At 70.2% G+C, this 25,479-nt stretch carries 25 protein-coding genes; 14 read left to right on the top strand and 11 right to left on the bottom strand.

The window, feature by feature from the left end:
• The 3 genes from HMPREF9719_RS00925 to HMPREF9719_RS00935 all read right to left on the bottom strand — a co-directional run.
• Positions 1 to 1,347, bottom strand: a 1,347-nt coding sequence (locus tag HMPREF9719_RS00925; RefSeq protein ID WP_004600075.1) for an AAA family ATPase, incomplete at its 3' end; no start/stop codon positions are given.
• A gap of 118 nt (positions 1,348 to 1,465) precedes the next feature.
• On the bottom strand, positions 1,466 to 1,753 hold the full coding sequence (locus HMPREF9719_RS00930; RefSeq protein ID WP_004600076.1) for an acylphosphatase: 288 nt from the start codon (positions 1,751 to 1,753) through the stop codon (positions 1,466 to 1,468).
• A gap of 10 nt (positions 1,754 to 1,763) precedes the next feature.
• The gene (locus tag HMPREF9719_RS00935; RefSeq protein WP_038075092.1) at positions 1,764 to 3,293 is read right to left on the bottom strand and encodes an alanine/glycine:cation symporter family protein; all 1,530 of its coding nucleotides are present in this window, start codon (positions 3,291 to 3,293) and stop codon (positions 1,764 to 1,766) included.
• 215 nt (positions 3,294 to 3,508) lie between these two features.
• On the opposite strand from HMPREF9719_RS00935, the gene HMPREF9719_RS00940 reads away from it, so the two are divergent.
• The 12 genes from HMPREF9719_RS00940 (at position 3,509) to HMPREF9719_RS00990 (ending at position 15,709) form a co-directional block, all read left to right on the top strand.
• Entirely contained in the window at positions 3,509 to 4,771 is a 1,263-nt protein-coding gene (locus HMPREF9719_RS00940; RefSeq protein ID WP_004600078.1) for an alpha-hydroxy acid oxidase, read from the top strand.
• A gap of 135 nt (positions 4,772 to 4,906) precedes the next feature.
• Positions 4,907 to 5,248: a DUF485 domain-containing protein gene (locus HMPREF9719_RS00945; RefSeq protein WP_004600079.1), complete on the top strand. Its 342-nt coding sequence runs from the start codon at positions 4,907 to 4,909 to the stop codon at positions 5,246 to 5,248.
• A complete protein-coding gene (locus HMPREF9719_RS00950) occupies positions 5,245 to 6,858 on the top strand; it encodes a solute symporter family protein (protein ID WP_004600080.1) in 1,614 nt (537 codons plus the stop codon). Before HMPREF9719_RS00945 ends, HMPREF9719_RS00950 begins: the two co-directional genes overlap by 4 nt.
• A 99-nt stretch (positions 6,859 to 6,957) precedes the next feature.
• Complete coding sequence (locus HMPREF9719_RS00955; RefSeq protein ID WP_004600081.1) at positions 6,958 to 7,296, top strand: DUF485 domain-containing protein; 339 nt, start codon at positions 6,958 to 6,960, stop codon at positions 7,294 to 7,296.
• Positions 7,293 to 8,897, top strand: a complete 1,605-nt coding sequence (locus HMPREF9719_RS00960) for a solute symporter family protein (RefSeq protein ID WP_004600082.1) — start codon at positions 7,293 to 7,295, stop codon at positions 8,895 to 8,897. The genes HMPREF9719_RS00955 and HMPREF9719_RS00960 overlap by 4 nt, the downstream gene beginning before the upstream one ends.
• Before the next feature lie 262 nt (positions 8,898 to 9,159).
• Positions 9,160 to 9,759, top strand: coding sequence for a hypothetical protein (locus tag HMPREF9719_RS00965; RefSeq protein ID WP_004600083.1), 600 nt, complete (start codon positions 9,160 to 9,162; stop codon positions 9,757 to 9,759).
• Positions 9,760 to 10,558: 799 nt separating this feature from the next.
• Positions 10,559 to 11,014 carry a hypothetical protein gene (locus tag HMPREF9719_RS00970; protein ID WP_004600084.1) on the top strand — a complete coding sequence of 152 codons (456 nt, stop codon included), beginning with the start codon at positions 10,559 to 10,561 and terminating at the stop codon, positions 11,012 to 11,014.
• A complete protein-coding gene (locus HMPREF9719_RS09565) occupies positions 11,011 to 11,175 on the top strand; it encodes a hypothetical protein (RefSeq protein ID WP_004600085.1) in 165 nt (54 codons plus the stop codon). Before HMPREF9719_RS00970 ends, HMPREF9719_RS09565 begins: the two co-directional genes overlap by 4 nt.
• A gap of 225 nt (positions 11,176 to 11,400) precedes the next feature.
• A complete protein-coding gene (locus HMPREF9719_RS00975) occupies positions 11,401 to 11,697 on the top strand; it encodes a hypothetical protein (protein WP_004600086.1) in 297 nt (98 codons plus the stop codon).
• A gap of 763 nt (positions 11,698 to 12,460) precedes the next feature.
• Positions 12,461 to 13,690, top strand: coding sequence for an ABC transporter substrate-binding protein (locus HMPREF9719_RS00980; protein ID WP_004600087.1), 1,230 nt, complete (start codon positions 12,461 to 12,463; stop codon positions 13,688 to 13,690).
• A complete protein-coding gene (locus tag HMPREF9719_RS00985; RefSeq protein ID WP_004600088.1) occupies positions 13,687 to 14,790 on the top strand; it encodes a FecCD family ABC transporter permease in 1,104 nt (367 codons plus the stop codon). Before HMPREF9719_RS00980 ends, HMPREF9719_RS00985 begins: the two co-directional genes overlap by 4 nt.
• Before the next feature lie 106 nt (positions 14,791 to 14,896).
• Positions 14,897 to 15,709: an ABC transporter ATP-binding protein gene (locus HMPREF9719_RS00990; RefSeq protein ID WP_004600089.1), complete on the top strand. Its 813-nt coding sequence runs from the start codon at positions 14,897 to 14,899 to the stop codon at positions 15,707 to 15,709.
• Positions 15,710 to 15,811: 102 nt separating this feature from the next.
• On the opposite strand, the gene mutM is transcribed toward HMPREF9719_RS00990, so the two are convergent.
• The 5 genes from mutM to gdhA all read right to left on the bottom strand — a co-directional run bounded on the left by mutM (position 15,812) and on the right by gdhA (position 20,127).
• Positions 15,812 to 16,642: a bifunctional DNA-formamidopyrimidine glycosylase/DNA-(apurinic or apyrimidinic site) lyase gene (gene mutM, locus HMPREF9719_RS00995; protein ID WP_004600090.1), complete on the bottom strand. Its 831-nt coding sequence runs from the start codon at positions 16,640 to 16,642 to the stop codon at positions 15,812 to 15,814.
• Positions 16,635 to 17,372 carry a ribonuclease III gene (gene rnc / locus HMPREF9719_RS01000; protein WP_004600091.1) on the bottom strand — a complete coding sequence of 246 codons (738 nt, stop codon included), beginning with the start codon at positions 17,370 to 17,372 and terminating at the stop codon, positions 16,635 to 16,637. Before rnc ends, mutM begins: the two co-directional genes overlap by 8 nt.
• On the bottom strand, positions 17,369 to 17,887 hold the full coding sequence (locus HMPREF9719_RS01005; protein ID WP_004600092.1) for a YceD family protein: 519 nt from the start codon (positions 17,885 to 17,887) through the stop codon (positions 17,369 to 17,371). The genes rnc and HMPREF9719_RS01005 overlap by 4 nt, the downstream gene beginning before the upstream one ends.
• A 37-nt stretch (positions 17,888 to 17,924) precedes the next feature.
• The gene (locus HMPREF9719_RS01010) at positions 17,925 to 18,623 is read right to left on the bottom strand and encodes a DivIVA domain-containing protein (RefSeq protein WP_004600093.1); all 699 of its coding nucleotides are present in this window, start codon (positions 18,621 to 18,623) and stop codon (positions 17,925 to 17,927) included.
• 148 nt (positions 18,624 to 18,771) lie between these two features.
• Entirely contained in the window at positions 18,772 to 20,127 is a 1,356-nt protein-coding gene (gene gdhA, locus HMPREF9719_RS01015; RefSeq protein ID WP_004600094.1) for an NADP-specific glutamate dehydrogenase, read from the bottom strand.
• 248 nt (positions 20,128 to 20,375) lie between these two features.
• On the opposite strand from gdhA, the gene HMPREF9719_RS01020 reads away from it, so the two are divergent.
• Positions 20,376 to 21,491, top strand: a complete 1,116-nt coding sequence (locus HMPREF9719_RS01020) for a glycerate kinase (protein WP_004600095.1) — start codon at positions 20,376 to 20,378, stop codon at positions 21,489 to 21,491.
• Here HMPREF9719_RS01020 and HMPREF9719_RS01025 read toward each other — a convergent pair.
• Positions 21,461 to 21,856, bottom strand: coding sequence for a hypothetical protein (locus HMPREF9719_RS01025; RefSeq protein ID WP_004600096.1), 396 nt, complete (start codon positions 21,854 to 21,856; stop codon positions 21,461 to 21,463). The genes HMPREF9719_RS01020 and HMPREF9719_RS01025 overlap by 31 nt on opposite strands.
• Before the next feature lie 60 nt (positions 21,857 to 21,916).
• On the opposite strand from HMPREF9719_RS01025, the gene HMPREF9719_RS01030 reads away from it, so the two are divergent.
• The gene (locus HMPREF9719_RS01030) at positions 21,917 to 23,227 is read left to right on the top strand and encodes an amidohydrolase (RefSeq protein WP_004600097.1); all 1,311 of its coding nucleotides are present in this window, start codon (positions 21,917 to 21,919) and stop codon (positions 23,225 to 23,227) included.
• A 236-nt stretch (positions 23,228 to 23,463) separates the two neighbouring features.
• Here HMPREF9719_RS01030 and HMPREF9719_RS01035 read toward each other — a convergent pair whose 3' ends face one another.
• Entirely contained in the window at positions 23,464 to 23,808 is a 345-nt protein-coding gene (locus HMPREF9719_RS01035; RefSeq protein WP_004600098.1) for a helix-turn-helix domain-containing protein, read from the bottom strand.
• Between the two features lie 106 nt (positions 23,809 to 23,914).
• Positions 23,915 to 25,327: a pyruvate kinase gene (gene pyk, locus HMPREF9719_RS01040; protein ID WP_081586428.1), complete on the bottom strand. Its 1,413-nt coding sequence runs from the start codon at positions 25,325 to 25,327 to the stop codon at positions 23,915 to 23,917.
• Between the last annotated feature and the right edge of the window lie 152 nt (positions 25,328 to 25,479).

Below are 25,479 nucleotides of genomic sequence, written 5' to 3' on the forward strand. Positions count from 1 at the left end.
CTCGACGAGCGGCGCACGGCCCGCGGCGCTCGCCTCGAGGCGGTCCTTGGCCTCGGCGAGCTCCGCGGCGGCGCTCGAGCTCGCGCGGGCGGCCTCGGCCCTGGCCTCGCGGGCGGATTTCTCCTCGCCGCTGAGGGACTCGAGCTGTGCGGCGAGCTGCTCCTCCTCCGCCTCTAGGCGGGCGGCGCCGGCGCGCCGATCGGCGGCGGCGCGGGCCGCGGCGCGCCGGCGCTCCTCGGCCTCCCGGGCGGCGTCCTCGCGCTCGGCGAGCTCCTCGCGCACCGCCTCGAGGCGCTCCGCGGCGGTGTCGACGGCCTCGGCGAGCTCTTCGTCCTCGGCATCGGCGCGCTTCGCCGCCGCCTCCAGCTCCTCGGGGTCCTGGCCCGGCGCGGGCTCCTCGCCCTCTCCCGCGCGGGCGCGCTCGGCGGCGACGCGGCGGGTCGCGGCGACCCGCTCGGAAAGAGCCGAGAAGCGGTAGAAGAGCTCCTGGGCACGCTCCGCCTCGGGTCCGACGGCCTGGAGCCTGCTCTCTGCGGCCTCGTGGGCGTCGGCGGCCTCCTCGCGGGAGCGGCGGGCGCGCTCCGCCTCCAAGCTCAGGCGCTCGTGCTCGGCCTCGGCCTCCTCGAGGCGGCCGCGGGCCCGCCCGGCGCGCGCGGCGGCGACCTTGAGGCTCGCGTCGCGCAGCTCCGCCTGGATGCGCTGCGCCTTGGTGGCGGCCTCCGCCTGGCGGGCGAGCGGCTTGAGCCGCTCCTCTAGGTCCCCGGTCAAGTCGCGGAGCCGGTCGAGGTTGGCCTGCATGCCGGCGAGCTTGCGGCGGGCCTTGTCCTTCCTGCGGCGGTGCTTGAGCACGCCGGCGGCCTCCTCGATGAAGCCGCGGCGCTCCTCCGGGCGGGACTCCAAGATCTCGGCGAGCTTGCCCTGGCCGACGATGACGTGCATCTCCCGGCCGATGCCGGAGTCGCTGAGCAGCTCCTGGACGTCCATGAGCCGGGCCTTGGCGCCGTTGATCTCGTACTCGCTCGCCCCGTCGCGGAACATCCGCCTGGTGACGGAGACCTCCGCGTAGTCGACGGGCAGCCGCCCGTCGGAGTTGTCGAACGTCAGGGTCACCTCGGCGCGGCCGAGCGGCTTGCGCCCGCCGGCGCCGGCGAAGATGACGTCCTCCATCTTCCCGCCGCGCAGGGTCTTGGCGCCCTGCTCGCCCATCACCCAGGCGAGCGCGTCGACGACGTTGGACTTGCCGGAGCCGTTGGGGCCGACCACCGCGCAGATGCCCGGCTCGAGCTTGAGCCTCGTGGTCGACGCGAAGGACTTGAACCCCTTCAGCGTCAGCGCGGTGAGATGCATAGCCGCCTCATCCTAGCAATCCCCGCCGCGCGCGCCCGCGCGCCTGGGCCACGCGGGCGGGTGCGGGTACGCCAAAGCCCCGGCGTGCGGCCGGTGCCGCCCGCCGGGGCCTTAAGGGTTAGCGTTCGACGAAGCCCTCCTCGCCTCTGGGCTCGCCCCACTGGTCGACGACGGCATCCACGCGGCCGGGCCGGTTGGTGCGGCTGGTCGTCTCGGTGAGGCGGAGCAACAGCTCGCCGGTGGCCTCCTCGTCGCCCTCGGCGACGACGAGGACCCGCCCGTCGTCGAGGTTCGTCGCGGAGCCGGCCAGGCCGAGCTCCTTGGCCTGGCTCTTGGTCCACCAGCGGAAGCCCACACCCTGGACGTGGCCGGTGACGAACGCGGTGAGGCGGTGCTTGGCAGTCATGGCGCCCACGCTACGCGAGTTCGATGCCGCGCTCCCTCATGACCCGGGCGCGCTCCTCGCCGTCGAAGGTCGCCTCGTCGGTGCCGTCCCAGCACTCGATGCCCTTCAGGTCGGGCATCATCGAGCGGTGGAAGACGGGGTCGAGGCCGGCCTTCTTCTGGGCGCGGTAGTTCTTCAAGAGCCGCACGGCGACCCCGGCGAGCGGCACGATGGCCACGAGGTTGATGAAGACCATCGTCGCGGCGAACATGTCGCCGAGCGCCCAGACCAGCGGGATCGAACCGAGCGCGCCGAGGAACACGGCGACGACGACGAAGCCGCGGAAGAACGTGTGGATGCGGTGCGACTCGGTGAAGTACTCGAGGTTCGCCTGCGCGAGGTAGAAGTTGCCAAGCACGGAGGAGAACGCGAGGAAGAAGAGGATCACGGTGATCGCGTGGGCGCCCCACTCCCCGGTCGTCGCGGCGAGCGCGCTCTGCGTCAGGGTGGAGGTCTCCGGCTCGCCGACGACGGGCGCGCCGGAGAGGAGAATGATAAACGCGGTGATGCTGCAGACGAGCAGCGTGTCGAAGTACACGCCGAGGGTCTGCACGAGGCCCTGCTTCGCCGGGTGGGAGACCGTCGCCGTGGCGGCTGCGTTGGGCACCGAGCCCTGGCCGGCCTCGTTGGAGAACAGGCCGCGCTGCATGCCGTTGGTGAACGCCAGCCAGATCGAGGCGCCGGCGATCTCCTTGAAACCGAGCGCGGAGCCGACGATCGTGGCGAACATGTCGGGGACCTTGTCGATGTTCGCGACGACGACGAGGATGCCGATGGCGATGTAGATCGCCGCCATGAACGGCACGATGACCTGCGTGACGTTGGCGATGCGGCGCAGCCCGCCGAAGATCACCACGGAGGTCATGAGAGCGATGACCAGGCCGATGATGATGCGCACCTCGACGGTGTCGCGGCCAATCGAGTAGGACACCGCCTCGACGATCGAGTTGGTCTGGATCGCCTCGTAGACGAAGCCGTAGGTCAGAACGATCGCGACGACGAAGACGGGCGAGAGCCAGCCGAGCCTTAAGCCCCGCGACATGTAGAACGCGGGCCCGCCGTGGTACTCGCCGCCGCTCTTCGACTTGTAGAGCTGCCCGAGCGTCGACTCGACGAACGCGGTCGCGCCGCCGACGATGGCGATAATCCACATCCAGAAGATCGTGCCCGGCCCGCCGACGCTGATCGCGAGCGCGACGCCGGCGATGTTGCCGGTGCCCACCCGCGACGCCGCGGAGATCGTGAACGACTTAAACGAGCTCAACCCCCCGCGGCCGCTAAAGCGGCGGCGGCGCGCCTCGGAGTCGCGGTCGCCCTCGGGCGCGGTCTCGGTGCGGTCGGTCTTCTCCGTCACGGCGCGGAACATCTGCCCGAAGAAGCGGAACTGGACCGCCCCCGTGCGGACGCAGAAGAAGATGCCGGCGGCGAGCAGCACCCAGGCGAGGATGGCCCACAGGAAGTTATTGGCGATCCAGTCGATCACCGCGGTGACTTGGTCCATGCCGGGCATTGTAGGGGGCGAATGAGTTTTCTCTTAGTCCCGGCTGGGAGCGCGCCCCGTCACGGGCTGAAGAAGCGCCCGGCGCGGGCACCACGGGCGGCGGGGGTGAGCCGCCCCCGGACGGGGCAGCTCTGGTGGCGGGACTCACCCCGCGGGGCCCGGTCCGGCTAGGTTTATGTTTCTGTTCCGTTTCTCCGTTGTTCAAGGAGGCACCCATGTCCCGTCTGGTGCGACGCCAGGTCCCCCGCCCCAAGGAGCTCCTCGAGTTCATCCGGTTAAAGAAGCCGGCCCTCGACCAGCAGGCCGCCCGCGTCGCCGCCGCCCAGTCCATCGACGACCTGCGCCGGCTCGCGAGGCGCCGCGCGCCGAAGGCCGTCTTCGACTACACCGACGGCTCCGCGGACCGGGAGATCTCGCTCAACCGGGCGCGCCGCGCCTTCGAGGACGTCGAGTTCCACCCCCAGATCCTCACGGACGTCTCGAAGCTCGACACGACGACCACGGTGCTTGGCGGGGAGTCGGCGCTGCCGTTCGGCATCGCGCCGACCGGCTTCACCCGGCTCATGCACACCGAGGGCGAGTACGCCGGCGCGACCGCCGCGCAGGCCGCGGGCATCCCGTTCTGCCTCTCCACGCTGGGCACCGCCTCGCCCGAGGAGGTCGCCGCGACCGCGCCGGCCGTGCGCCGCTGGTTCCAGCTCTACGTCATGAAGGAGCGCGAGGTCTCCTACGCGCTCGCCGAGCGGGCCTACAAGGCCGGCTTCGACACGCTGCTCTTCACGGTGGACACCCCCGTCGCCGGCAACCGCACCCGCGACGCGCGCAACGGGTTCTCCATCCCGCCGCAGCTGACGATGCGCACCGTCGTCGACGCGGCGCTTCGGCCGCGCTGGTGGATGGACCTGGTGACCACCCCGCAGCTGCAGTTCGCGTCGCTGACCAGCACCGGCGGCACCGTCGGCGAGCTCCTCGACAAGGCGATGGACCCCACCATCGACCTGGACGACTTAGAGGAGATCCGCGGCCGCTGGCCCGGCAAGATCGTCGTCAAGGGCGTGCAGACCCTCGAGGACGCGAAGCGGCTCGCCGACCTGGGCGTGGACGGCATCTGGCTGTCCAACCACGGCGGCCGGCAGCTCGACCAAGCGCCGGTGCCCTTCCACCTGCTGCCCTCGGTGGCGGAGGCCGTCGGCGACGAGGCGGAGATCTTCGTCGACACCGGCATCATGCACGGCTCCGACATCGTCGCGAGCCTCGCGCTCGGCGCGGACTTCGCGTTCGTCGGCCGCGCCTACCTCTACGGGCTCATGGCCGGCGGGCAGAAGGGCGTGGAGCGCGCCATCGAGATCCTCGCCGGGGAGGTGCGCCGCACGATGCGGCTTTTGCAGGTCTCCTCGGTCGACGAGCTCACCCCCGAGCACGTCACCCAGCTGCGCTCGCTGCGCCCGGTCGACCGCCCGGGCGAGCTGAGCTCCTAGCCCCACCGGGCCTCGCCGAGGCAAAGAGGGGGTAGCCTACCCCCTCACCCTTTCGGGGAGATGTCTAACAGGTCACGAATCTGTGTATTATTCCGCGCAGTTCATTGGCTCGATGCATCCCCGAAAGGAACAGCCATGACCGTCTCGTACTCGGACGTGTCGCCGCCCGCGGTCGACTACGTCGCGATCCAGCACAGCCCGGAGTTCCGCCGGCTGCGCTCGACGATCAAGTCCTTCACCTTCCCCGTCACCGCCCTGGGCCTCGTGTGGTTCTACGGCTACTCGATCCTCGCGATCTACCGCCCGGACCTCTACGCCGTCTCGGTCTTCGGCTACGTCAACGTCGGGATCGTTCTCGGCCTCGCGCAGTTCGCGACGACCTTCCTCATCACGTGGGCCTATATGCGCTTCGCGAACAGGCGCGTCGAGCCCCAGCAGGCCGCGATCCGCGCCCAGGTGGCGGGTGAGGCCCGATGAGCACGAGCTACCTCGCCCAGTCCGAGGCGGGCAATCCCGCCCTCAACCTCGCGGTGTTCATCGGCTTCATCGTCATCACCATGGGCGTCGTCGTCCTCGCGGGCCGGCGCACCCAGAACACCGCCTCGAGCTTCTACACCGGCGGCGCGTCCTTCTCCGGGACGCAGAATGGCATCGCCATCGCCGGCGACTACCTCTCCGCGGCGGCGTTCCTCGGCGTCGTCGGCGCGATCGCGCTGTCGGGCTACGACGGCTTCCTCTACTCCATCGGCTACTTCGTCGCCTGGCTTGTGGCGCTCCTCCTCGTCGCGGAGCCGCTGCGCAACACCGGGCGCTACACCATGGCCGAGGTGCTCTCCTTCCGCCTCAAGCAGCGCCCGGTGCGCATGGCCGCCTGCGTCGCCACGCTTTTGGTCTCCCTGCTCTACCTCGTCGCGCAGATGGCCGGCGCGGGCGCGCTGGTCTCCGTGCTGCTCGACATCCAGGACCAGACCACCCAGGCGCTCGTCATCGCGGTCGTCGGCACGGTGATGACGCTCTACGTCCTCATCGGCGGCATGCGGGGTACGACCTACGTGCAGATCATTAAAGCCGTGCTGCTGTGCAGCTCCGTGGTGCTCATCGCCATCCTCATCGCGGTGATCGTCAAGGGCAACCTCTCCGAGCTGCTCCGCCTCGCGGTCGAGCGCCACGGCGGCGACGAGGCGATCCTCAAGCCCGGCGCGATCTACGGCGTCAACGAGCTCAGCAAGATCGACTTCGTCTCGCTCGCTATCACCCTGCCACTGGGTGTGGCGGGCCTGCCGCACGTGCTCATGCGCTTCTACACGGTCCCCACCGCCACCGCGGCGCGCACATCGGTGGCCTGGGCCATCGCCCTGATCGGCGGGTTCTACGCGCTCACCCTGCTCCTCGGCTTCGGCGCCGCGGCGCTCGTCGGCCCCGAGAGGATCGCCGCGGCGCCCGGCGGGCCCAACGCGGCCGCCCCGCTGCTCGCCCTGGAGCTCGGCGGGCCGATCTTCATGGCGATCATCTCCGCCATCGCGTTCGCCACCGTCCTCGCGGTCGTCGCGGGCCTGGCGATCACCGCCTCGGCCTCGGTGGCGCGCGACTTCTACGACTCGGTCATCCGCCGCGGGCAGTCGACCGAGGCCGAGCAGGTCCGCGTCTCGAAGATCACCGTCGTCGTCATCGGCATCGCCGCCACGGTTCTCGGCATCGGAGCGATGAACCAAAACGTCGCGTTCCTCGTCTCGCTGGCGTTCTGCATCGCGGCGGCCGCGAACCTCCCGACGATTCTCTACTCGCTCTACTGGCGCCGCTTCACCACAACCGGCGCGGTGAGCTCGATGATCACCGGATTGTCGGTCTCGCTGGTGCTCATCGTCCTCTCCCCGGTCGTCTCCGGGCGGGAGACCTCCATCCTCCCGGACCTGGACTTCGCGTTCTTCCCGCTGGCCAACCCGGGCCTCGTCGCCATCCCCGCCGGATTTATCGCCGGCATCGTCGGCACGCTGCTCTCCAAGCCGGAGAGGGACCCGGCGCTGCAGTCGGAGATGGAGGTCCGCTCGCTCACCGGCATCGGCGTGGAGAAGCCCATCGCCCACTAGTCCCGCCCGGGTCGCCGGCCCACCCGGGCACCAGAGCCCGAGCGGCGCGCCGGCGCACCCACACACCACAGATCAACCACCAAGAAGGACGTCACACCCATGAGCACCGCACCTCCCGCCGAGGTCGACTACGTCGCCCTCGACGGCTCCCCGCAGTTTCGCGAGCTGCGCCGCGCCAAGCGCGGCTTCTGCATCCCGCTGGCGATCGTCGGCGGCCTGTGGTTCGTCGGCTACGCCGTCGGCGCCATGTTCGCCCCCGAGCTCTACGCCACGCCCGTCGCCGGGAGCATCAACCTCGGCGTCGTGCTCGGCGTCGGGCAGTTCGTCACGACCTTCGCCATCACCGCGGGATATATCGCGTTCATGAATTCCCGCATCGACCCCAAGATCGAGGCCGTGCGCGCCGCCGCCGAGCCCGCCGGAAAGGATCAGCGATGAGCCCCGACGCCCACAGCGACGCGAACCCCATCCTCAACCTCGCGGTCTTCCTCGCCTTCATCCTCATCACCTTCGTCTTCGTGCTGCGCGCGGGGCGAACCACCTCGAAGACCGCGGCCGGCTTCTACACCGGCGACGCGGGCTTCACCGGCCGGCAGAACGGCCTGGCGATCACCGGTGACGCGCTCTCCGCGGCGGCGTTCCTCGGGGTGGTTGGCTCGATCTCGACGTTCGGCTACGACGGGCTGCTCTACTCGGTGGGCTTCTTCGTGCCGTGGATCTTCTCGGTGCTGCTCACCTCGGAGCCGCTGCGCAACGTCGGGCGCTTCACCGTCGCAGACATGCTCGCCTTCCGGCTGAAGCAGAAGCCGGTGCGCGTCGGCGCGGCGGTCGTCACGCTGGTGTTCTCGCTGTTCTATCTCGTCGCGCAGATGGCCGGCGCGGGCTCGCTCGTCGCGGTGCTCTTAGACGTCCACGACCGCACCGCGCAGGCGCTGCTCGTCGCCGCGATCGGCGCGGTGATGACGATCTACGTCCTTATCGGCGGGATGAAGGGCACGACGTTCATCCAGATGCTCAAGGCCGTGCTGCTGCTCGGCTGCGTCGCGGTCATGGGCGTCATCATCCTCACCATGGTGCGCGGCAACGTCTCCGAGCTCCTCGACCTCGCGGTCGACGCGCACGGCGGGGACCGGGGCTTCCTCGCGCCCGGGGCGCAGTTCGGGGAGTCGACCCTGTCGAGGATCGACTTCGTCTCGCTGGCGATCACCCTGCTGCTCGGCGGGGCGGCGCTGCCACACGTCGCGATGCGCTTCTACACGGTGCCCACCGCGCGCGCGGCGCGCAGCTCCGCGGCGTGGGCGGTCGCCCTCATCGGAGGGTTCTTCCTCGTGACGATCCTGCTCGGCTTCGCGGCGGCCGCCTACGTCGGCCCCGAGGCCATCGAGGCAGCCCCGGGCGGCTCCAACTCGGCGGCGCTGCTGCTCGCCCAGGAGCTCGCCGGGCCGATCTTCATGGCGCTGGTCTCCGCGATCGCGTTCGCCACTGTCCTCGCGGTCGTCGCGGGCCTGGCGATCACCGCCGCCGCGTCGGTGGCGCGCGACTTCTACAACCCCGTCTTCCGCGGCGGGCGCGCCAGCGGCGACGAGCAGGTGCGCGTCTCCCGGCTCGTGGTCGTCGTCCTCGGCGTGACCTCCACCGCGCTGGGTATCGGGGCGATGGACTTAAACGTCGCGTTCCTCGTGGCGCTGGCGTTCTGCGTGGCGGGCGCGGCGAACCTGCCGACGATCCTCTTCTCGCTCTATTGGCGCCGCTTCACCACCACCGGGGCGGTCGCCTCCATGTCGGTGGGCACCGCGGTAACCGTCCTGCTCATCGTCTTCTCCCCGCTGGTCTCCGGCTCTGAGGATTCCCTGTTCCCGGGCGTGGACTTCGCGTTCTTCCCCCTGGAGAACCCCGGCATCGTCGCGATCCCGGTCGGTTTCGCCGCCGCGATCATCGGCACGCTCGTCGGGCCGAAGGAGGACTTCCGGGAGCTCCAGGCCGAGATGGAGGTCCGCTCGCTGACCGGCATCGGGATGGCCAAGCCCGTCGCCCACTAGGCGATCCCGGCCGGAGAGCACGGCCACAGAGTTATTACCTCCCGGGCCGGCCCCGACGGCTCCTCGCATGCCGCCGGGGCCGGGTCGCGTCCGGGGGTGGCGCCGCGGGCGCCCGTGCCTGCCCGGCCTGTCTCGGGCACGGCGACGGGAGCTTTTCATAGGGAAATGCGTTACGGAATTGTTACCATTTTTCCATTGAGGTCCTCTCAACGCGCCGATACCGTTGGATTTAGTTCATAATTTCCGACTTATTGGAGGTATCGTGCGCTCGCTTACCGCCCTCGCCGCCGCGGCGGCCGTGTCCCTTACCGCCGCGCTCCCCGTCGCCACCGCCGCCCCCGCCGAGGCGCCCCTCCCGGCGGATACCGAGACCGCCGCGCCCGCCGTCCCCGGGGACGCGCTCGCCTACCGCGACGTTGAGGACCTCCACCGGGAGGCCCGGGCCGCCGGGCTCACCGACGAACAGGAGGCCGTCGCCGGCCAGCTGCAGCGCATCGTTAACGGCTACGCCGGGCTTCCCGAGGAGGTCAGGGACCTGCCGCTGGGTTCCCCGGAGGTCACCGCCGCCGTCGAGCGGATCGTCGTCTCCGTGCGACAGACCCGCGAGCTGACCTTCAAGAAGGCCAGGTGGTGCGCCACCGGCTTCGCCAACGCCCTGCCCGAGGCGCTGCCGGGCGCGAATATCCTCACCGCCATCGAGAACGCCGGCGGCGCCACCGAGCTGGGCCGCGCTCTCGTCGACGCGCTCCGCGCGACGAGCGCCGACGAGGCGCGGGTCATCCTGAGCGAGACCGCCGGCGAGCAGACCGGCGGCGCGCTCGCCGAGAGCGTCGCCGAGAGCTGCTCGGCGATCGCCGAGTAAGCCCTCATCCGCCCCTGGCCACGCTCCCGCTCCTCGGCCATCGCGCTCACCCCGATCTCGTTGGCTGGTCCCCAGGAACCGCCGCGAGCGCCGCCAGGCGGACCCCGAGGAGAATTGGCCGGCCAGCGCGCCGAGGGCTACACGCCCGGTGCCCACGTCTCTCCCACCGCCCCGGGTGAACTTCGTTCCGAGGCGGCTTGCCGAGCTCGGATGGGCCGGTACCGCACCCCTGCACGAAGCTTAGGCCACGCTTTGCCTATTCTTGCCCCGCGGTGATTTCCGCCGCGGGCGCCAACCCGCCCGTCATGAAGAAGGGGACCGCCATGTCCCAGCCGCTCGCGGCCGCGATTATCGACACGCGGACCGAGCCGTGGGGGGACGTCCGGGAATTGCAGGCCGAGGTGAAGGTCCGCCCCTCACGGGCATCGGGATGGCGAAACCAACGGCGCACTGCGCCTAGGAATCACGGCTCGCTAGCGTCGGTCTACGCGGAGAAAGCACCCGGCAGGCACGCACGGTTCTCCCGTGAGGATCGGCCAGACATGTCACCCGCGGCGCATACCCGCGCAGTAATCCACCAGCCACCCGGGCCTACCCCCACCTACCCAACGACCGGTCTCGACGCCCGCCCTCCCGGCCATGTCCGAAAGGGGGCCACGCAACGTTCCATTTAGGAGCTCCCCGACACTGACCGTTAGCCCAGATTTTCACAACATTTCACTTGCAACCATGCGCATCACCGTTGACGGATGCTTATGCTTGAGATCACATCGAATACTTCTTTGAGCGAGGAACTCAGATGCGCGCCATCCCGGCCAAGGTTTCCGCCACGATCGTTGCGGTCACCGTCTTCACCGCAGGCGCTATCGCTGCCGGACCCGCCAGCGGCACAGCCCACGCCGCCCCCGAGGCGACGGCGCCCCAGCACACCTCCGAAGCCCTCCGATACAAGGATCTCGACGCGGTTGCCTTCGAGAGCGAACGGCAGGGTCTCTCGACCGAAGCCACCGCCATTGCCGTCGAACTGCAGCGCATCGTCAACGCATACCTCAGCCTGCCCGCCGAACTCCAGGGGCAACCCACAGACTCCCCGAGGGTTACCGAAGCCCTTAACCGGCTCATCGAGCGGATGCGGCAGACGCGGGAGCTCACCTACGAGAACGCCAAGGGCTGCATCACCGCGCTCGCCAGCGCCCTGTCCATCGCGATCCCGGCAAAAACATCATCACCTTCATCGAGCTCGCCGGCGGGGTGACCGACTTGGCCAGCGTGGTCGTCGACGCCCTCAAGGAAAAGACCACGCAAGGAGCGCTCGCGGTTCTTGAGAAGGGGCTCGGGGAGGAAGCCGGAAAGGCCCTCAACAAGGTGCTTAACGTCAAGGACGTGATCGATAACTGTGGCGCCCTTCTAGACTGAGACCCGCCACCCCCGCGCGTCGCCGCGCCGCGTGTCTCCACACGGCCGCTCGCGAGCACCACTGGAGCCGCGCCATCTGTCTTTCCTCCCCGCCGCCATTCGCCCCAATAGCCCAGCGCCGAGGCCAGGAACCACAGCTACTTCACCGCCATTCCAGATAACATCTCATTCACCCCATCAAGCGCTCCACCCACCCCTCCACATCAATCAACGAAAAGGATCACCATGGTTAAAAAGATCGAAAAGAATACCCCCTACAAAAAGTGGCTGGTGATCAACTCCGCGCTCGGTGCGATCGCAGGAATCGCCCTGTACTGGGCAGGATCGCAGTTCGGACCCCACATCCTCGACTGGATGGGCGAGAAGGACCCCGACGGTTTTAACATCCTCGAATGGGACTTCACCCCGCTCGGATGCGTCATCGTGGCGGCACTGGGCGCCGTCATCGCACTCATCCCCACATCCAGGATCGAGTGGCAGGAGCGCAAGGAAAGGAAAGACGCCGATCGCGGCGAGTCATAACCTCCCTCTCACGCCGCGCCCGCCACGGTGTCTACACGACGCGGCACAACGCGTCCACCCCTCGACGTCACCCGAGGGGTCTTTCCTGTCCGCCGCCGTGACACCAACCCACAGCCACGACCGCTCAGGCATCCCACGGCACGCCCATCCACGGCATTAACTACAGCTAGCCCGATGCCCAGGCTGGAAGACTGACCCCGGCGCCAACCGCTCGACCGCGCCGGCCTGGAGGATAAGTCGCGGCAGGCAGACTTCTCCCCGGCGGTTTCGATCGCCTCGTTAGTGCCTCGTAGGGGTGGGGAGACCATCGTCCCTCCGCACACCGCCTGGTGAGCACACTGAGGCCTCATACGGCCCTGCGATCGCAGTTGTGCCAGCTGCAGGACCTGCTCGCGCACGAGCAATGGATGGTTATGCCCTAGCTCTACACCGAGACGGGATCCGCCGGCCACACCCGGAACTGTTCGGAGACCTCGGCCCCGCAGGCCGACATCGAGGAGCTGCACGAGGAGTTCCTGCCCATCGAGCCCGAGGGCGCCTTCTCAGCCGGCCTCGACCGGCCCCGGTGCGGGAAACCCGGAGGCCGCGCCGGCAAGCCGCGGCTCCCGCGCATTAGTTTTGACTAGGGTAGACTTACCACTTTTGGGTGTATGAGCGAAGTGCATCCTTGTGATCATCTTTAGGCGGTCCTAGGCTTCCCGACGTTCTGCGGCGGGCGTCGTCGCAGATTTAATGCCTGTCCACCGAGAAGAAAGGGATCGTCATGTCCCAGTTGATCGCCGCGGTATCACCCGGTTCCCGCGCCGCGAGGCGGCTTATCCGCCCGCTCGTCGCGACGCTCGCAGCCTCCGGGCTGCTGCTCGCCGGCGCGTGCAGCGGCGGCGAGGAGCCCGCCCCCGGCGCCCCGGAGAGCTCCGCTGGGGCGGAGCACGGCGACACCCGCACGATCACCGATATCCTCGGCCGCGAGGTGACCGTGCCGGCCACGGTGGAACACGCCGCACTGGGCAGCCAGCGCATGCTCTACACCACCGCGGTGCTCAACCCCGACGAGCCGCTCGACGGCATCGCCGCGTGGCCCGACGACATGAAGCGCAACGATCCCGAGGCCTACAACAAGTACCGCGAGAAGTTCCCCGAGATCGAGGACATCGCCACGATCGGCAAGATCGAGGACATCGACCCCGAGGAGCTTTTGGGGCTCGAGCCGGACGTGTTCGTCGTCAGCGCCGACAAGTTCGACTCCGCCGAGGAGGCGGGCCTCGTCGGCACCCTGGAGAAGGCGGGGGTCGCCACGGTGGCGATCGACTTCTTCCTCGACCCGGTCAACCACACCGTGCCGAGCATCGAGCTCATGGGCGAGCTCTTCGGCCAGGAGGACAACGCCGAGCGCTTCGTCGACTTCTACGAGGCGAAGAAGTCCGCCGTTGCGGACCGCCTCAAGGAGGAGAAGCCCGAGCCGGTCGACACGTTCCTGTGGCGCGCGGCGGGCAACGGCGACTGCTGCGGCACGTTCTCGGACTCGAACCTCTCGCAGATCGTCAACTTCGTCGGCGGCCACAACATCGGCGACGATCTCCTGCCCGATATCAACGCCGGCGAGGTCTCCCCGGAGGCCGTCGTCGACGCGAACCCGGAGGTCCTCCTGCTCACCGGCGCGAACTGGGGCCCGGCGAACTCCGAATTTAAGGAGGGCTCTTATGTGCCGCTCGGCTACGACGAGCCGGCCGACAAGGCGAAGGAGGACCTGAAAAGCGCGATCGATAACCAGCCGGGCATCAAGGAGCTCGACGCGGTGAAAGAGGGCCGGGCGTTTGCCGCCTGGCACCACTTCTACAACTCGCCGTATAACTTCCTCGCGATGGAGTGGTTCGCTAAGGCCATCCACCCCGAGCTGTTCGCGGACCTCGACCCGCAGGCCGACTTCGAGGAGCTCCACGAGGAGTTCCTGCCCATCGAGGCCGAGGGCACGTTCTGGACGGGCCTGTCGTGACGCTGACCGGCAGGAGGTCCGCCGCCTCGCCCGGCGCGGCGGCGAAGCCCGACGCGACGTCGGCGACGAGCGCGTGGTATCGCACCAAGTCGCGGCGCAACCTGCTCGTCGTCTTAGGCCTCGCCGCGCTGCTCGTGGCGTGCGCGTGCGCGGACTTCCTCATCGGCAGCGGGGCGCTGAGCGCCAGCGAGGCGGTCGATACCCTCGTCCACCCCGGCGCGGCGCGCGCCATCGACCACCAGATCGTCTTCGATATCCGGCTTCCCATGACGGTCACCGCGGTGCTCATCGGTGGGGCGCTCGCCGCGGCCGGCGCGGAGATGCAGACCATCCTCGGCAACCCGCTCGCCGAGCCCTACACGCTGGGGATCTCGGCGGCGGCGAGCTTCGGCGCGGCGCTAGTGACGGTCACCGGCTTCGCGGCGACCTCGCTGGGCGCGGCGCTGGGCATGGCGGGCAGCGCGTGGGCGTTCGCGGTCCTCGCGTGCGCGGTGATCCTCGTCTTCTCTAGGCTGCGCGGCTCGGGCGCGGAGTCGATGATCCTTCTGGGCATCGCGATCGTGTTCCTCTTCGACGCGCTGCTCGCTCTTATGCAGTACGTCGCCTCGGAGATGCAGCTGCAGCAGGTGGTGTTCTGGACGATGGGTTCGCTCACCCGCGCGAGTTGGTCGCAGATCGCGCTGCTCGCGGCGATCACCGCGTGCTGCCTGGCGCTGTTCTACCGCCACTCGTGGACGCTCACGGCGTTTCGGATGGGCGACGACCGGGCCCGCGCGCTGGGGGTCAACGTCGACCGCTCCCGGGCGCTGGCGCTGGTGGGGGTCTCGCTCATGGCGGCGACCGCGGTGTCCATGGCCGGCACGATCGGGTTCATCGGGCTCATCGGCCCGCACGTCGCCCGCATCCTCGTCGGCGAGGACCAGCGCTATTTCTTGAGCGCCTCGACGCTCGCGGGCGCGGTGCTGCTCACGGGCGCGTCGATGGTCTCGAAGCTGATCCAGCCCGGCGTGATCCTGCCGGTGGGCATCATCACCGCGATCGTCGGCGTGCCGGTGTTCATGGTCATCATCATGAGCAACCGGAAGAAGAACTGGCACTAGCCGCCCCTCTTCCCCGCCCTGCCGATCCGGCTCCCGCCGGCGGGGCGGGCCCCACCACAACCCGTTTTTCTTCATTCCCCTTCCGACGTCGACGACTGGAGAAGCGATGACCGCCACGACCACCACCCAACACGTAGAACGCGCCGCCGCGGCCGAGCCCCCGGCGGGGCGCGACCCGCGCCCCGTGCAGGTCTCCTCGGTGTCGCTGTCCTACTCGCGAAGCCCGATCCTGCGCGACGTGACCCTCCCGGAGCTTCACCCCGGCACGGTCACCGCGCTCGTCGGCCCCAACGGGGCCGGGAAGTCGACTCTGATGCGCTGCATCGCCGGCATCGAGAGACACTCCGGCTCCGTTAGCGGCCCGGAGGCCCTCTACCTGCCGCAGGATCCCCCGCCGGAGAGCTCTCTCACGGTCTTCGAGTCGGTGCTGCTCGCCAGGCAGCAGTCGCTGCGCGGCTTCGCGGGGCTGCGCGTGAGCGAGGAGTCCCGCGCCGCGGTCGCGGTCGTGCTCGAGGACTTAGGGCTCGCGCCGCTCGCGGCGCACACCATGGCGCAGCTCTCCGGCGGGCAGCGCCAGCTCGTCGGCTTCGCGCAGGCCACCGTCCGCCATCCTCAGGTGCTGCTGCTCGACGAGCCGACCTCGGCGCTCGACCTGCGCAACCAGCTCATTCTCATGGGACGCATCCGCGACTTCGCGGTGGGAGCGCCCGCCACCGTCGTCGTCGCCGTCCACGACCTCGGGCACGCGGCGCGCTTCGCCGACCGGGTCGTGGTCTTAAGTGACGGGGCGGTGCACTCCCACGGCGCCCCGGGGGAAGTCGTCACCTCGGCGATGCTCCGCGAGGTCTACCGGGTCAGCGCCACCGTGGCTAAGACCGAGGACGGCGGCATCGCCGTCGCGGCCTCCCACGCGCTCTAAGCACAAGCGCCGCTCGGAGACACCTTCCCCGCCCCGCCCGGCCCCCAAGGTCGCGCGGGGCGGGAGCTTGCCAGCCGGCGCGCCGCCGGCCGGCCGCAGCCCCTACTGGCAGGCCGGGCAGTAGTGCGAGGAGCGGTTGGTCCACTGCACCCGCGTGATCGGGGTGCCGCAACGCGGGCAGGGCTCCCCCGCCCTGCCGTAGACGTTGAGGCTGCGGGAGAAGTAGCCAGACTCACCGTTGACGTTGACGTAGAGCTCGTCGAAGCTTGTGCCGCCGGCCTCAAGCGCGCGGCCCATGACGGCGCGCGCCTCATCGAGGAGGCGCAGCGCGTCTTTTTGGCGCAGCGTCGTCGCCTTCTTCGTGGGCCTGATCTTTGCCGCCCACAGCGCCTCGTCGGCGTAGATATTCCCAATCCCCGAGACCACCTGCTGGTCGAGGAGCACGCGCTTGATCTCCGAACGCTTCCTCCGGATCGTCCGGGCGACCTCAACGGGGTCGAAGGACTCCTCGAAGGGGTCGGGCGCGACGTGCGCGACCGGGGCGGGAACCGCCCCCTCCATCCCCGTGGCGAGCAGCCGCCCGAAGGTGCGCTGGTCGACGAAGTCGAGGAAGAAGCGCCCTCCTGCAGCCCCCGTCATCCCGAGGCGCACGCGGGTATGCCTCCCCGGAGGAGTGTCGGCGGGCTGGACCCGCAGCTGGCCGCTCATCCCGAGGTGAATGAACAGCGCCCGCCCGTCGGAGAGCTCCAGCCACAGGTACTTCCCGCGGCGCCGCGCGGCGGTGACGCTCCGGCCGCGCAGCAGCGGCTCGAGCGGCCCGTCCTGGCCGCGGTTGGAGCGCGCGCGCAGCACCTCGGCGGAGTCGAAGGCAGCTCCGACGACGTGGGAGGCGAGCCCGCGGCGCACGACCTCGACCTCGGGGAGCTCAGGCACCGGCGCCCAGCGCGCGGCACGCCTCGCGGGCGGCGGCCTGCTCGGCGAGCTTCTTGTTGTGGCCCTCGCCGCGGCCGAGCTCCTCCTCGCCGAGCCGCACGACCGCGGTGAACGTCTGGTCGTGGGCGGGCCCGGTGGCGGTCGTGTCGTAGGCAGGCAGATCCTTGCCGTGGGCCGCGGCGTGCTCCTGGAGCACGGTCTTCCAGTCCTCCCGGCGGCTCTTCGACGTCGCCTGGTCGATGAGCGGGGCGAAGAGGTCGAGGATCACCCGCCTCGTCGTCGCGAAGCCGTGCTGGCGGTACACCGCGCCGAGCAGCGCCTCGACGGTGTCGGCGAGGATGGACTCCTTGTCGCGGCCCCCGGAGGCGAGCTCCCCGCGGCCGAGCAGGAGGTGCTGGCCGAGCTCGATGCGCCGGCCTATGTCCGCGCACGCGTAGCCCGACACGACCGAGGCGCGCATCTTCGAGATCGTCGACTCGGTGGCGTCCGGGTGCCGCTCGAGGAGCTCCGCGGCGACGGTGAGGCCCAGGACCGCGTCGCCCAGGAACTCGAGGCGCTCGTTGTTGGGCAGGCCCCCGTGCTCGTTGGCGAACGAGCGGTGCGTCAGCGCCCTAGCGAGCAGCCCGTCGTCGATATCCACGCCGAGGCGCTCGCGCAGCGGGGCGTGGTCAATGATCGCGTACGCCTCGGCGAGGGCCTCCTCGCCGGTGGGGCGGTTCTTCTTGCTCACAGGAACTTCTCCAGGTCCGCGAGCCGCGGGTCGATGAGCTCGCCCTCGTCCTCCCCGGAAATCCCGTCCGGGGCGGGCGCCTCGCCCTCGCAGCCGCCCTCGCACACCGGGTTGAACGGCAGGTCGAGGCCCACCTCGTCGGTGACGGCCTGGGTGATGTCGACCTCGTCGTCAACGACCTCCGGCGGCTCGTCAGCCTCGTCGTCGGCCTCGTCCCCGCCGAGGCTCTCGCCGGGGCTGAGGAACATTTCCGAGACGTGGTAGCTGCGCTCCCAGTTGAGCTCCGCGAGGCAGCGCGAACACTCCCCCTTGAGCATCGCGGTGAGGTCCGCGTCGACGAGCACCCCGGAGCCCACCGGGCTCAACACCGCGGAGACCTCCACCTCCTCCCCCTCGGGGATGGCGATCATCTCCGCGCCGATGCGCCTCGGCGCGGCCCCTCGGCGGGTCTGGGTCTCCGGCTGGGCGCCCTCGCGGAGCAGCGCGCTGACGTCGAACACAAATGGTGAAGCCATATCTACCGCCGGAGTCTACACCCGGCGGCCCGGGTCTCTAGCGCTCGCCGCGCTCCTCGGAGCGGTAGCGGTACTCGCGCCCGCCGGCGCCCGCGCCGCGGCGCAGCGCCTGGCGGTCCTTCGTCACCGTGCGCAGCACGTTGGAGAGCGTCTCCTCGAACTCGGCGAGCTTGTTATCGACGAAGTCGTCGCACTCCTGGCGCAGCTGCTTGGAGTCGGCGTGCGCGGCGTCGACGACGCGGTGGGCCTCCTCGTTCGCGCGGCGGGCGACCTCGGACTCGGCGACGAGACGGTTCTGCTCGGCGAGCCCCTCGTTGACGCTCTGCTGGTAGGCCTCGTTGCCGTCGGCGACGAGCCGGTCGGCCTCCCGGTGGGCGCGCGCGACGATGTCGTCGGCCTCCTCCTCGGCGCTCTGCACCGTGGACGAGGCGCGGGCCTCCGCGTCGGAGACGAGCCCCTCGGCCTCCTCGCGGGCGCGGGTGAGGGTCTCCTCCGCCTCGCTCTCGGCGTCGTCGAGCTGCTCCTTGGCGCGGGTCTCCGCGTCGCGGAGCACCTCGTCGCGGCGGTCGAGGACGTCCTGGGCGTCGTCGAGCTCGACGGGCAGGGAGTTGCGCAGGTCGTCGAGCAGGGCGAGCATCTCGTTGCGGGGCACGATGCAGTTCGAGGTCATCGGGACCCCGAAGCCGTCGTCGGCCATCCGCACGAGCTCATCGAGGGCTTCAAACACGCGATACATAGATCGATCCTATCTCGCCCGCTACCTGCCCGAACGCCCCCGCGCCGCGGCGTGTCGAACCAGTCGACGGCGCCGCGGACGCGGGGCGGTCCGGGCCGGGGCCGGGGTGTCCCCGGCCGGGGCCGAAAAACCTTGGGGTTCTAAGGGCTTAGACGACGCCCTGGGCGAGCATCGCGTCGGCGACCTTGGTGAAGCCGGCGATGTTCGCGCCGAGCACGTAGTCGTTCTCGTGGCCGTACTTCTTCGAGGTCTCGTCGATCGTGCGGAAGATGTTCTTCATGATCGCCTGAAGCCGGCCGTCGGTGTACTCGAAGTCCCAGCTGTCGCGCGAGGCGTTCTGCTGCATCTCCAGCGCGGAGGTCGCCACGCCGCCGGCGTTGGCGGCCTTGCCCGGCGCAAACGAGACGCCCTCCTGCTTGAAGACGGCGATGGCCTCCGGGGTGGAGGGCATGTTCGCGCCCTCCGCGACGAAGCGGCAGCCGTTCTTCACGAGGGTGCACGCGTCCTCGGCGTCGAGCTCGTTCTGCGTCGCGCAGGGCAGCGCGATGTCGCAGGGCTGCGACCAGATCGAGCCGTTCTCGTGGAACTCGGCGCCGTCGACCTCCTTCGCGTAGGCGGAGATCCGCTCGCGGCGGTTCTCCTTGATGTCGCGCAGCGCCTCGACGTCGACGCCGCCCGGGGTGGAGACCCAACCGGAGGAGTCGGACATGGCGACGACCTCGGCGCCGAGCTCCTGGGCCTTCTTCGCGGCGTAGATCGCGACGTTGCCCGAGCCGGAGACGGTGACCTTCACGCCGTCGAAGGAGAAGCCCTTGGCCTTGACCATCTCCTCGGTGAGGTAGACGGCGCCGTAGCCGGTGGCCTCGGTGCGCACGAGCGAGCCGCCCCACTCGAGCGCCTTGCCGGTGAGCACGCCGGACTCGTGCTGGTTGGTGAGCCGGCGGTACTGACCGAACAGGAAGCCGATTTCGCGGCTGCCGACGCCGATGTCGCCGGCAGGAACGTCGCGGTACTCGCCGATGTGGCGGAACAGCTCGGTCATAAAGGACTGACAAAAGCGCATAACCTCGCCCTCGGACTTGCCCTTCGGGTCGAAGTCCGAGCCGCCCTTACCGCCGCCAATGGGAAGGCCGGTGAGCGAGTTCTTGAAGATCTGCTCGAAGCCCAGGAACTTAATGATGCCGAGATAGACCGACGGGTGAAAGCGCAGCCCGCCCTTGTAGGGCCCGAGCGCCGAGTTGAACTGGACGCGGAAGCCGCGGTTGACCTGAACCTCGCCGTTGTCGTCGACCCAGGGCACCCGGAAGATGAGCTGGCGCTCCGGCTCGCAGACCCGCTGGATGAGGCCGTAGTCGCCGTAGTGCGGGTCCTGCTTGAGGACGACCTTGAGCGAGTCGAGGACCTCGGCGACCGCCTGGTGGAATTCGGGCTCCCCTGCGTTGCGCTTGAGCAGCAGATCGTAGTATCGGGATACCCGCTCTTCGATGGACGATTCCAGTGACATCGGTTTCTTCCTCCTCGGAACTCCGAATGATAATCGGCGACGCTCATCGACTCGCGACGAGTAAGCGGATCGACCCAGAACGCTTCGCGCCCTCGCCTTCATTAGGCCGCTCACCACTATACAGTTATGCGGCCCGCCCGTGCAGACAAATGCGGCGGACGCCACTGATACGGGCATGGTGGACCTCCCCGGATTCCCGCTGGGGAAGGGGCGTCCGAGACTGGCGCCGCGTGGCACAATGGGCGCCCGTGAAGCACTCTCCCCGCATCGTCGTCGCCCCCGACTCGCTCAAGGGCACCGCCTCCTCCCCCGACGCCGCGCGCTGGCTCGCCGCCGGGCTGAGCGAGGCGCTGCCCGACGCGGAGATCGCCCTGGCCCCCATGGCCGACGGCGGGGAGGGCACCGCCGCGCTGCTCGGCGGGGAGCCGATCACCCTGCCGACGACGACGGCGGCCGGGCGGCTCACCGAGGCGACCTACTTCCTCGACCGGGAGTCGCGCACCGCCCACATCGACGTCGCCGCGGCCTCCGGGCTGCCGCAGGTCAAGGACTCGCCGGTGCCGCTCACCGGCGACACGTACGGCACCGGGGTTCTCGTCGCCGACGCCCAGTCCCGCGGCGCGAGAAGGATCGTGTTGGCGCTGGGCGGCAGCGCCACGCTCGACGGGGGCACGGGCATCCTCGCCGCGCTCGGCGCCGCGCCCCAGGCCGCGTCCGGCGCGCCGGTGCCCCACGGCGGGGGCTGGCTGAAGGCCATCGAGCACATCGACACCGCCCAGCTCAATATCCCCGCCGCCGGGGTGGACTGGGTGCTGCTCGCCGACGTCACCGCCCCGGTGACCGGCGAGAACGGCGCGGCGCGCGGCTTCGGGCCGCAGAAGGGCGCCGATGCCTCCGACGTCGAGCTCCTCGAGGAGTCGCTGGCGCACCTCTGCCGGGTCCTCGACGTCGACCCCGAGCGCCCCGGCTACGGGGCGGCCGGCGCGATCCCGGTCGGGATCGCGTGGCTCAGCCGCCTCATCTACGGCGACCTCGGCCACGTCGAGGTGCTGCCCGGGGCGGCCGCGGTCGCCGCCGCCCAGGGGCTGAAAGAAAAGATCGCGGGCGCGGACCTCGTCGTCACCGCGGAGGGCACGGTCGACGAGCAGTCCTTCCGCGGGAAGGTCCTCGGCGCGGTCGCGGAGCTCGCCCGCGGCGCGGTCGCGCGCCTCGGCGTCGCGGCCGGCCGGATCCCGGAGGGGCTGCTGCCCGAGGGCGCGCTCGCCGAGACGCTCGAGGAGGGCGTGGGTGTCGAGGAGCAGCTGCGCCGCGCGGGGCGGCGGCTCGGCGAGGCCTACCGCTCGATCGCCACGGTCCAGGGGTAGAGCGCCGGCACCTCGAAGCTGCGCTCGTTCTCGCGCAGCACCCGGTCGTCGGGCAGCTGCGCCGGCGGGGTGAGCAGCCTGGAGAGCGCCATCGCCAGCTGGTTGAGCGAGCCCCCAAAGCCGCGCAGCGACAGCGTGTAGCGCTGCAGGGAGGCATCCTCGAGGGCGCGGCCGTCGTGCTCGTCCTCGTAGACCCGGGAGAGCTCTTTCGCGAGCGGGCCGGCCGCGTCGAGCTCGGTGCGGCTCGTCTCGACGGCGTCGGCGTGCCGCGCGGCGCGGAGCTTCTTCCCCGCGGTGGCGAAGACCTCGCCCAGCGGCTGCGCCTGGCCGCGCGGCACGAGCACGTCGAAATGAATCGCAGACATGAAGCTCACCTTAGCTAAGTCCGGGGCGGCTGGGAAGGCCTCGTTATAGTGGTGGGAGATATGAGCCTTTCCACCCCGCGACCCGCCGGCGGGAGCCCCGTGACCACCATCGCGGAACTCATCGCCACCCACACCCCGGACCTCGGCTTTCTTCGGCCGTTCTACGAGGACCTCCACGAGAACCCGGAGCTCTCCGGGATGGAGCGCCGCACCGCGGCGCGCGTGGAGAAGATGCTCCAGCGCTTCGACTGCGAGATCATCACCGGCATCGGCGGCTTCGGGCTCGTGGGCATCTTCCGCAACGGCGAGGGGCCCACCGCGCTCATGCGCGCCGACTTCGACGCGCTGCCCGTCAAGGAGGAGACCGGGCTCCCCTTCCAGTCGACGAGGGTCGTCGCGCTGCCCGACGGCTCGGCCTCTCCGGTCATGCACGCCTGCGGCCACGACCTGCACACCTCCGCGCTGCTTGGGGTGTGCGCCACCCTCGACCAGGCCCGCGAGGCGTGGTCGGGCACGTTCGTCGCGCTCTTCCAGCCCTCCGAGGAGAACAGCCGCGGCGCCGACGCGATGATCGCCGACGGGCTCGCCGACCTCATCCCCGCCCCCGACGTGTGCTTCGGCCAGCACGTCATGCCCGGCCGCGCCGGCGAGGTGCAGACCATGCCCGGCGGGCAGATGGCCGGCTGCGACTCGATCCGCATCACCATCACCGGACGCGGCGGACACGGCTCCATGCCGCACAAGGGCATCGACCCGACCTTCGTCGCCGCGATGATCGTCGTGCGCCTCCAGGGGATCGTCGGCCGCGAGATCGACCCCAACGAGTTCGCCGTCGTCACCGTCGGCACGCTCCGCTCGGGCAACACGAACAACACCATCCCCGGCGAGGCTGAGCTCGTGCTCAACTGCCGCTTCTACGACGAGGACGTCAAGCGGCGCCTCTACCGCGCGATCCGCAGGGTCGTCGCCGCCGAGTGCGAGGCCTCCGGCTGCCCGGAGAAGCCCCGCTTCGAGTACTTCGCCCACGGGGAGATCACCGACAACACCCCGGAGGTCTTCAGCCGGGTGCGCCCCATCTTCGACGACGTGTTCGGCGCGAACTCCGTCACCGCGACGCGCAGCACCGCCTCGGAGGACTTCTCGCACATCCCCCGGGCCTTCAACGCTCCGTACATGTACTGGTTCATCGGCTGCACCCCCGCCGAGCAGTGGGATCGCGCCCAGGCCAACGGCACCGTCGACACCGACGTGCCGGTCAACCACACGTCGACCTACCTGCCCGACTACGAGCCGTCGATCAACTCCGCGGTGCGCGCCGGCGCCGCGGCGTGCCTGACCTACCTGCGCCGCCGCCCCGCGCCCAGCAACTAGCCAACCGACGCGTCCAGCGGGATGATGCGGTCGGCCTGGCCTACGACCCCGGGGTCGTGGCTGACGATGAGCACGCCCGCCCCGCCGGCCCCTACCGTGGATGTGCCGCTGTCGTCGCGTCCGGGACCGATCCGAGCTTCCTCAGGCTCGCGCGAGCGAGCGCGTGCCGGGCCAATCGTCCCGCGGCGACCCGACGAACTCCGCCGCGCAGGCCGAATACGGCGCCGCGAGCGGCGCTACAGCCGCGTGGGCATGCCGCGGCGCTTCAGAACCCGCTCCACCGTCGAGGTCGCGACGCCCACCTCCCGGGCGATGCGAAACATCCCCCAGCGCCGTTCCTGGCGGATCGCCACGATTCTCTGTTCCTGCTCCTCGGTGAGCTGGTGAGGGCAGTTGTTCGGCCTGCTGGAGCGGTCCTCCAGGTTCGCGCCCTCGCGGTGGCGCTTCACCCACCGATAGGCGGTCGTCGGCGACACGCCGCACTCCTTGGCCGCCCGGCGCAGCGAGTAGTCCTCGTCAACGACCAGGGACACCAGCCGGGCGCGCCCGGCGGCCGTCAAGGGTGCGTTGGCGTGCGGCATCGGGTCCTCCTCGTTGTCGTCTCGCCGGTGACCTCTACGTCAACGCATACCGCAGGGCGCCGCCTCGCGCCACGGCCCCGGGAGAACCGAGCCCGGGCAGGTGGTCCTAGTCCGCCTCGCCGAGCTGGTGGACGCGGATCATGTTCGTGTTGCCCGGCACTCCCGGCGGGGTGCCGGCGACGATGACCATGATGTCGTCGCGCTGATAGTCCTCCGCCTTGAGCAGCGCGGAGTCGACGACGCCGATCATCTCGTCGGTGGAGACGACCTCCGGGGCGGGGAAGGTCTGCACGCCCCACGTCACGGAGAGCTGCGCGCGCACGCTGTCGTCCGGGGTGAACACGATAAGCGGGAGCCGCGAGTGGAGCCTAGCGACCCGGCGGGCCGTGTCGCCCGAGGAGGTGAACGCCACGATCGCGCGGGCGTTGAGCCGCTCGGCGATATCGCGCGCCGAGTAGGAGATGATGCCCCGCTTCGTGCGCGGGATGTGCGACAGCGGCGGCACGACCCCATCGCGCTCGGCCTGGCGGACGATGCGGCTCATCGTCGCCACGACGTTGGTGGGGTTCACGCCAACGGACGTCTCCCCGGAGAGCATGACGGCGTCCGTGCCATCGAGCACGGCGTTAGCGACGTCGGAGGCCTCCGCGCGGGTGGGGCGCGAGTTCGTGATCATCGAGTCGAGCATCTGGGTGGCGACGATGACGGGCTTGGCGTTCTCCCGGGCGATCTGGATGACGCGCTTCTGGAAGACGGGCACCTCCTCGAGCGGCACCTCGACGCCCAGGTCGCCGCGGGCGACCATGATCCCGTCGAAGGCGAGCACGATGGATTCGACGGCGTCGACGGCCTCGGGCTTCTCGAGCTTCGCGATGACGGGCACGCGGCGGCCCACCTCGTCCATGACCTCGTGGACCTCGTCGACGTCCTCGGGCGAGCGGACGAAGGACAGGGCGACGAGGTCGACGCCGAGTTCGAGCGCGAATTTCAGGTCCTCGCGGTCCTTCTCGGAGAGCGCCGGCGCGGAGATCTTCATCCCCGGCAGGGAGACGCCCTTGTGGTCGGAGACGACCCCGCCCTCGGTGACCTCGCAGACGACGTCGGTGCCCTCCACGGCGCGGCACACGACGGCGACCTTCCCGTCGTCGATGAGGAGATGATCGCCCGGGCGGGCGTCCTCGTGGAGCTTCTTGTACGTCGTGGAGACGCGATCGTGGCTGCCCTCGACGTCGTCGGTGGTGATCCGAACGACCTCGCCGTCTCGCCAGTCGGCCTCGCCCGTGGCGAAGGTGCCGAGCCTGATCTTCGGGCCCTGCAGGTCGGCGAGCACGCCGATGGAGCGCCGAAACCGCCCGGCGGCGTCGCGCACCCACCGGTAGTTTTGGGCGTGCTCCTCGTGGCTGCCGTGCGAGAAGTTCATCCTGGCGACGTCCATGCCCGCGCTCACGAGGCTGTCGATGCCCTCCTGGGAGGCCACCGCCGGCCCGAGCGTGCAGACGATCTTCGTTCTCCTAGTCACGGGCACCACGATAATTGCTCCGGGCGACGCCGGCACCCCGGGCGGGCGAAGCGCCCCTCCCCCGCCCGGCGGCCCGCAGGTGTGGGGCACTCGCGCCGCCCCGGCGGCGGGGAGCTACGAGGCAGGTCGCTGACCCGCGTCCGCGGCGGCCG

It is taken from the genome of Corynebacterium otitidis ATCC 51513, assembly GCF_000296405.1.
Lineage (GTDB): Bacteria > Actinomycetota > Actinomycetes > Mycobacteriales > Mycobacteriaceae > Corynebacterium > Corynebacterium otitidis.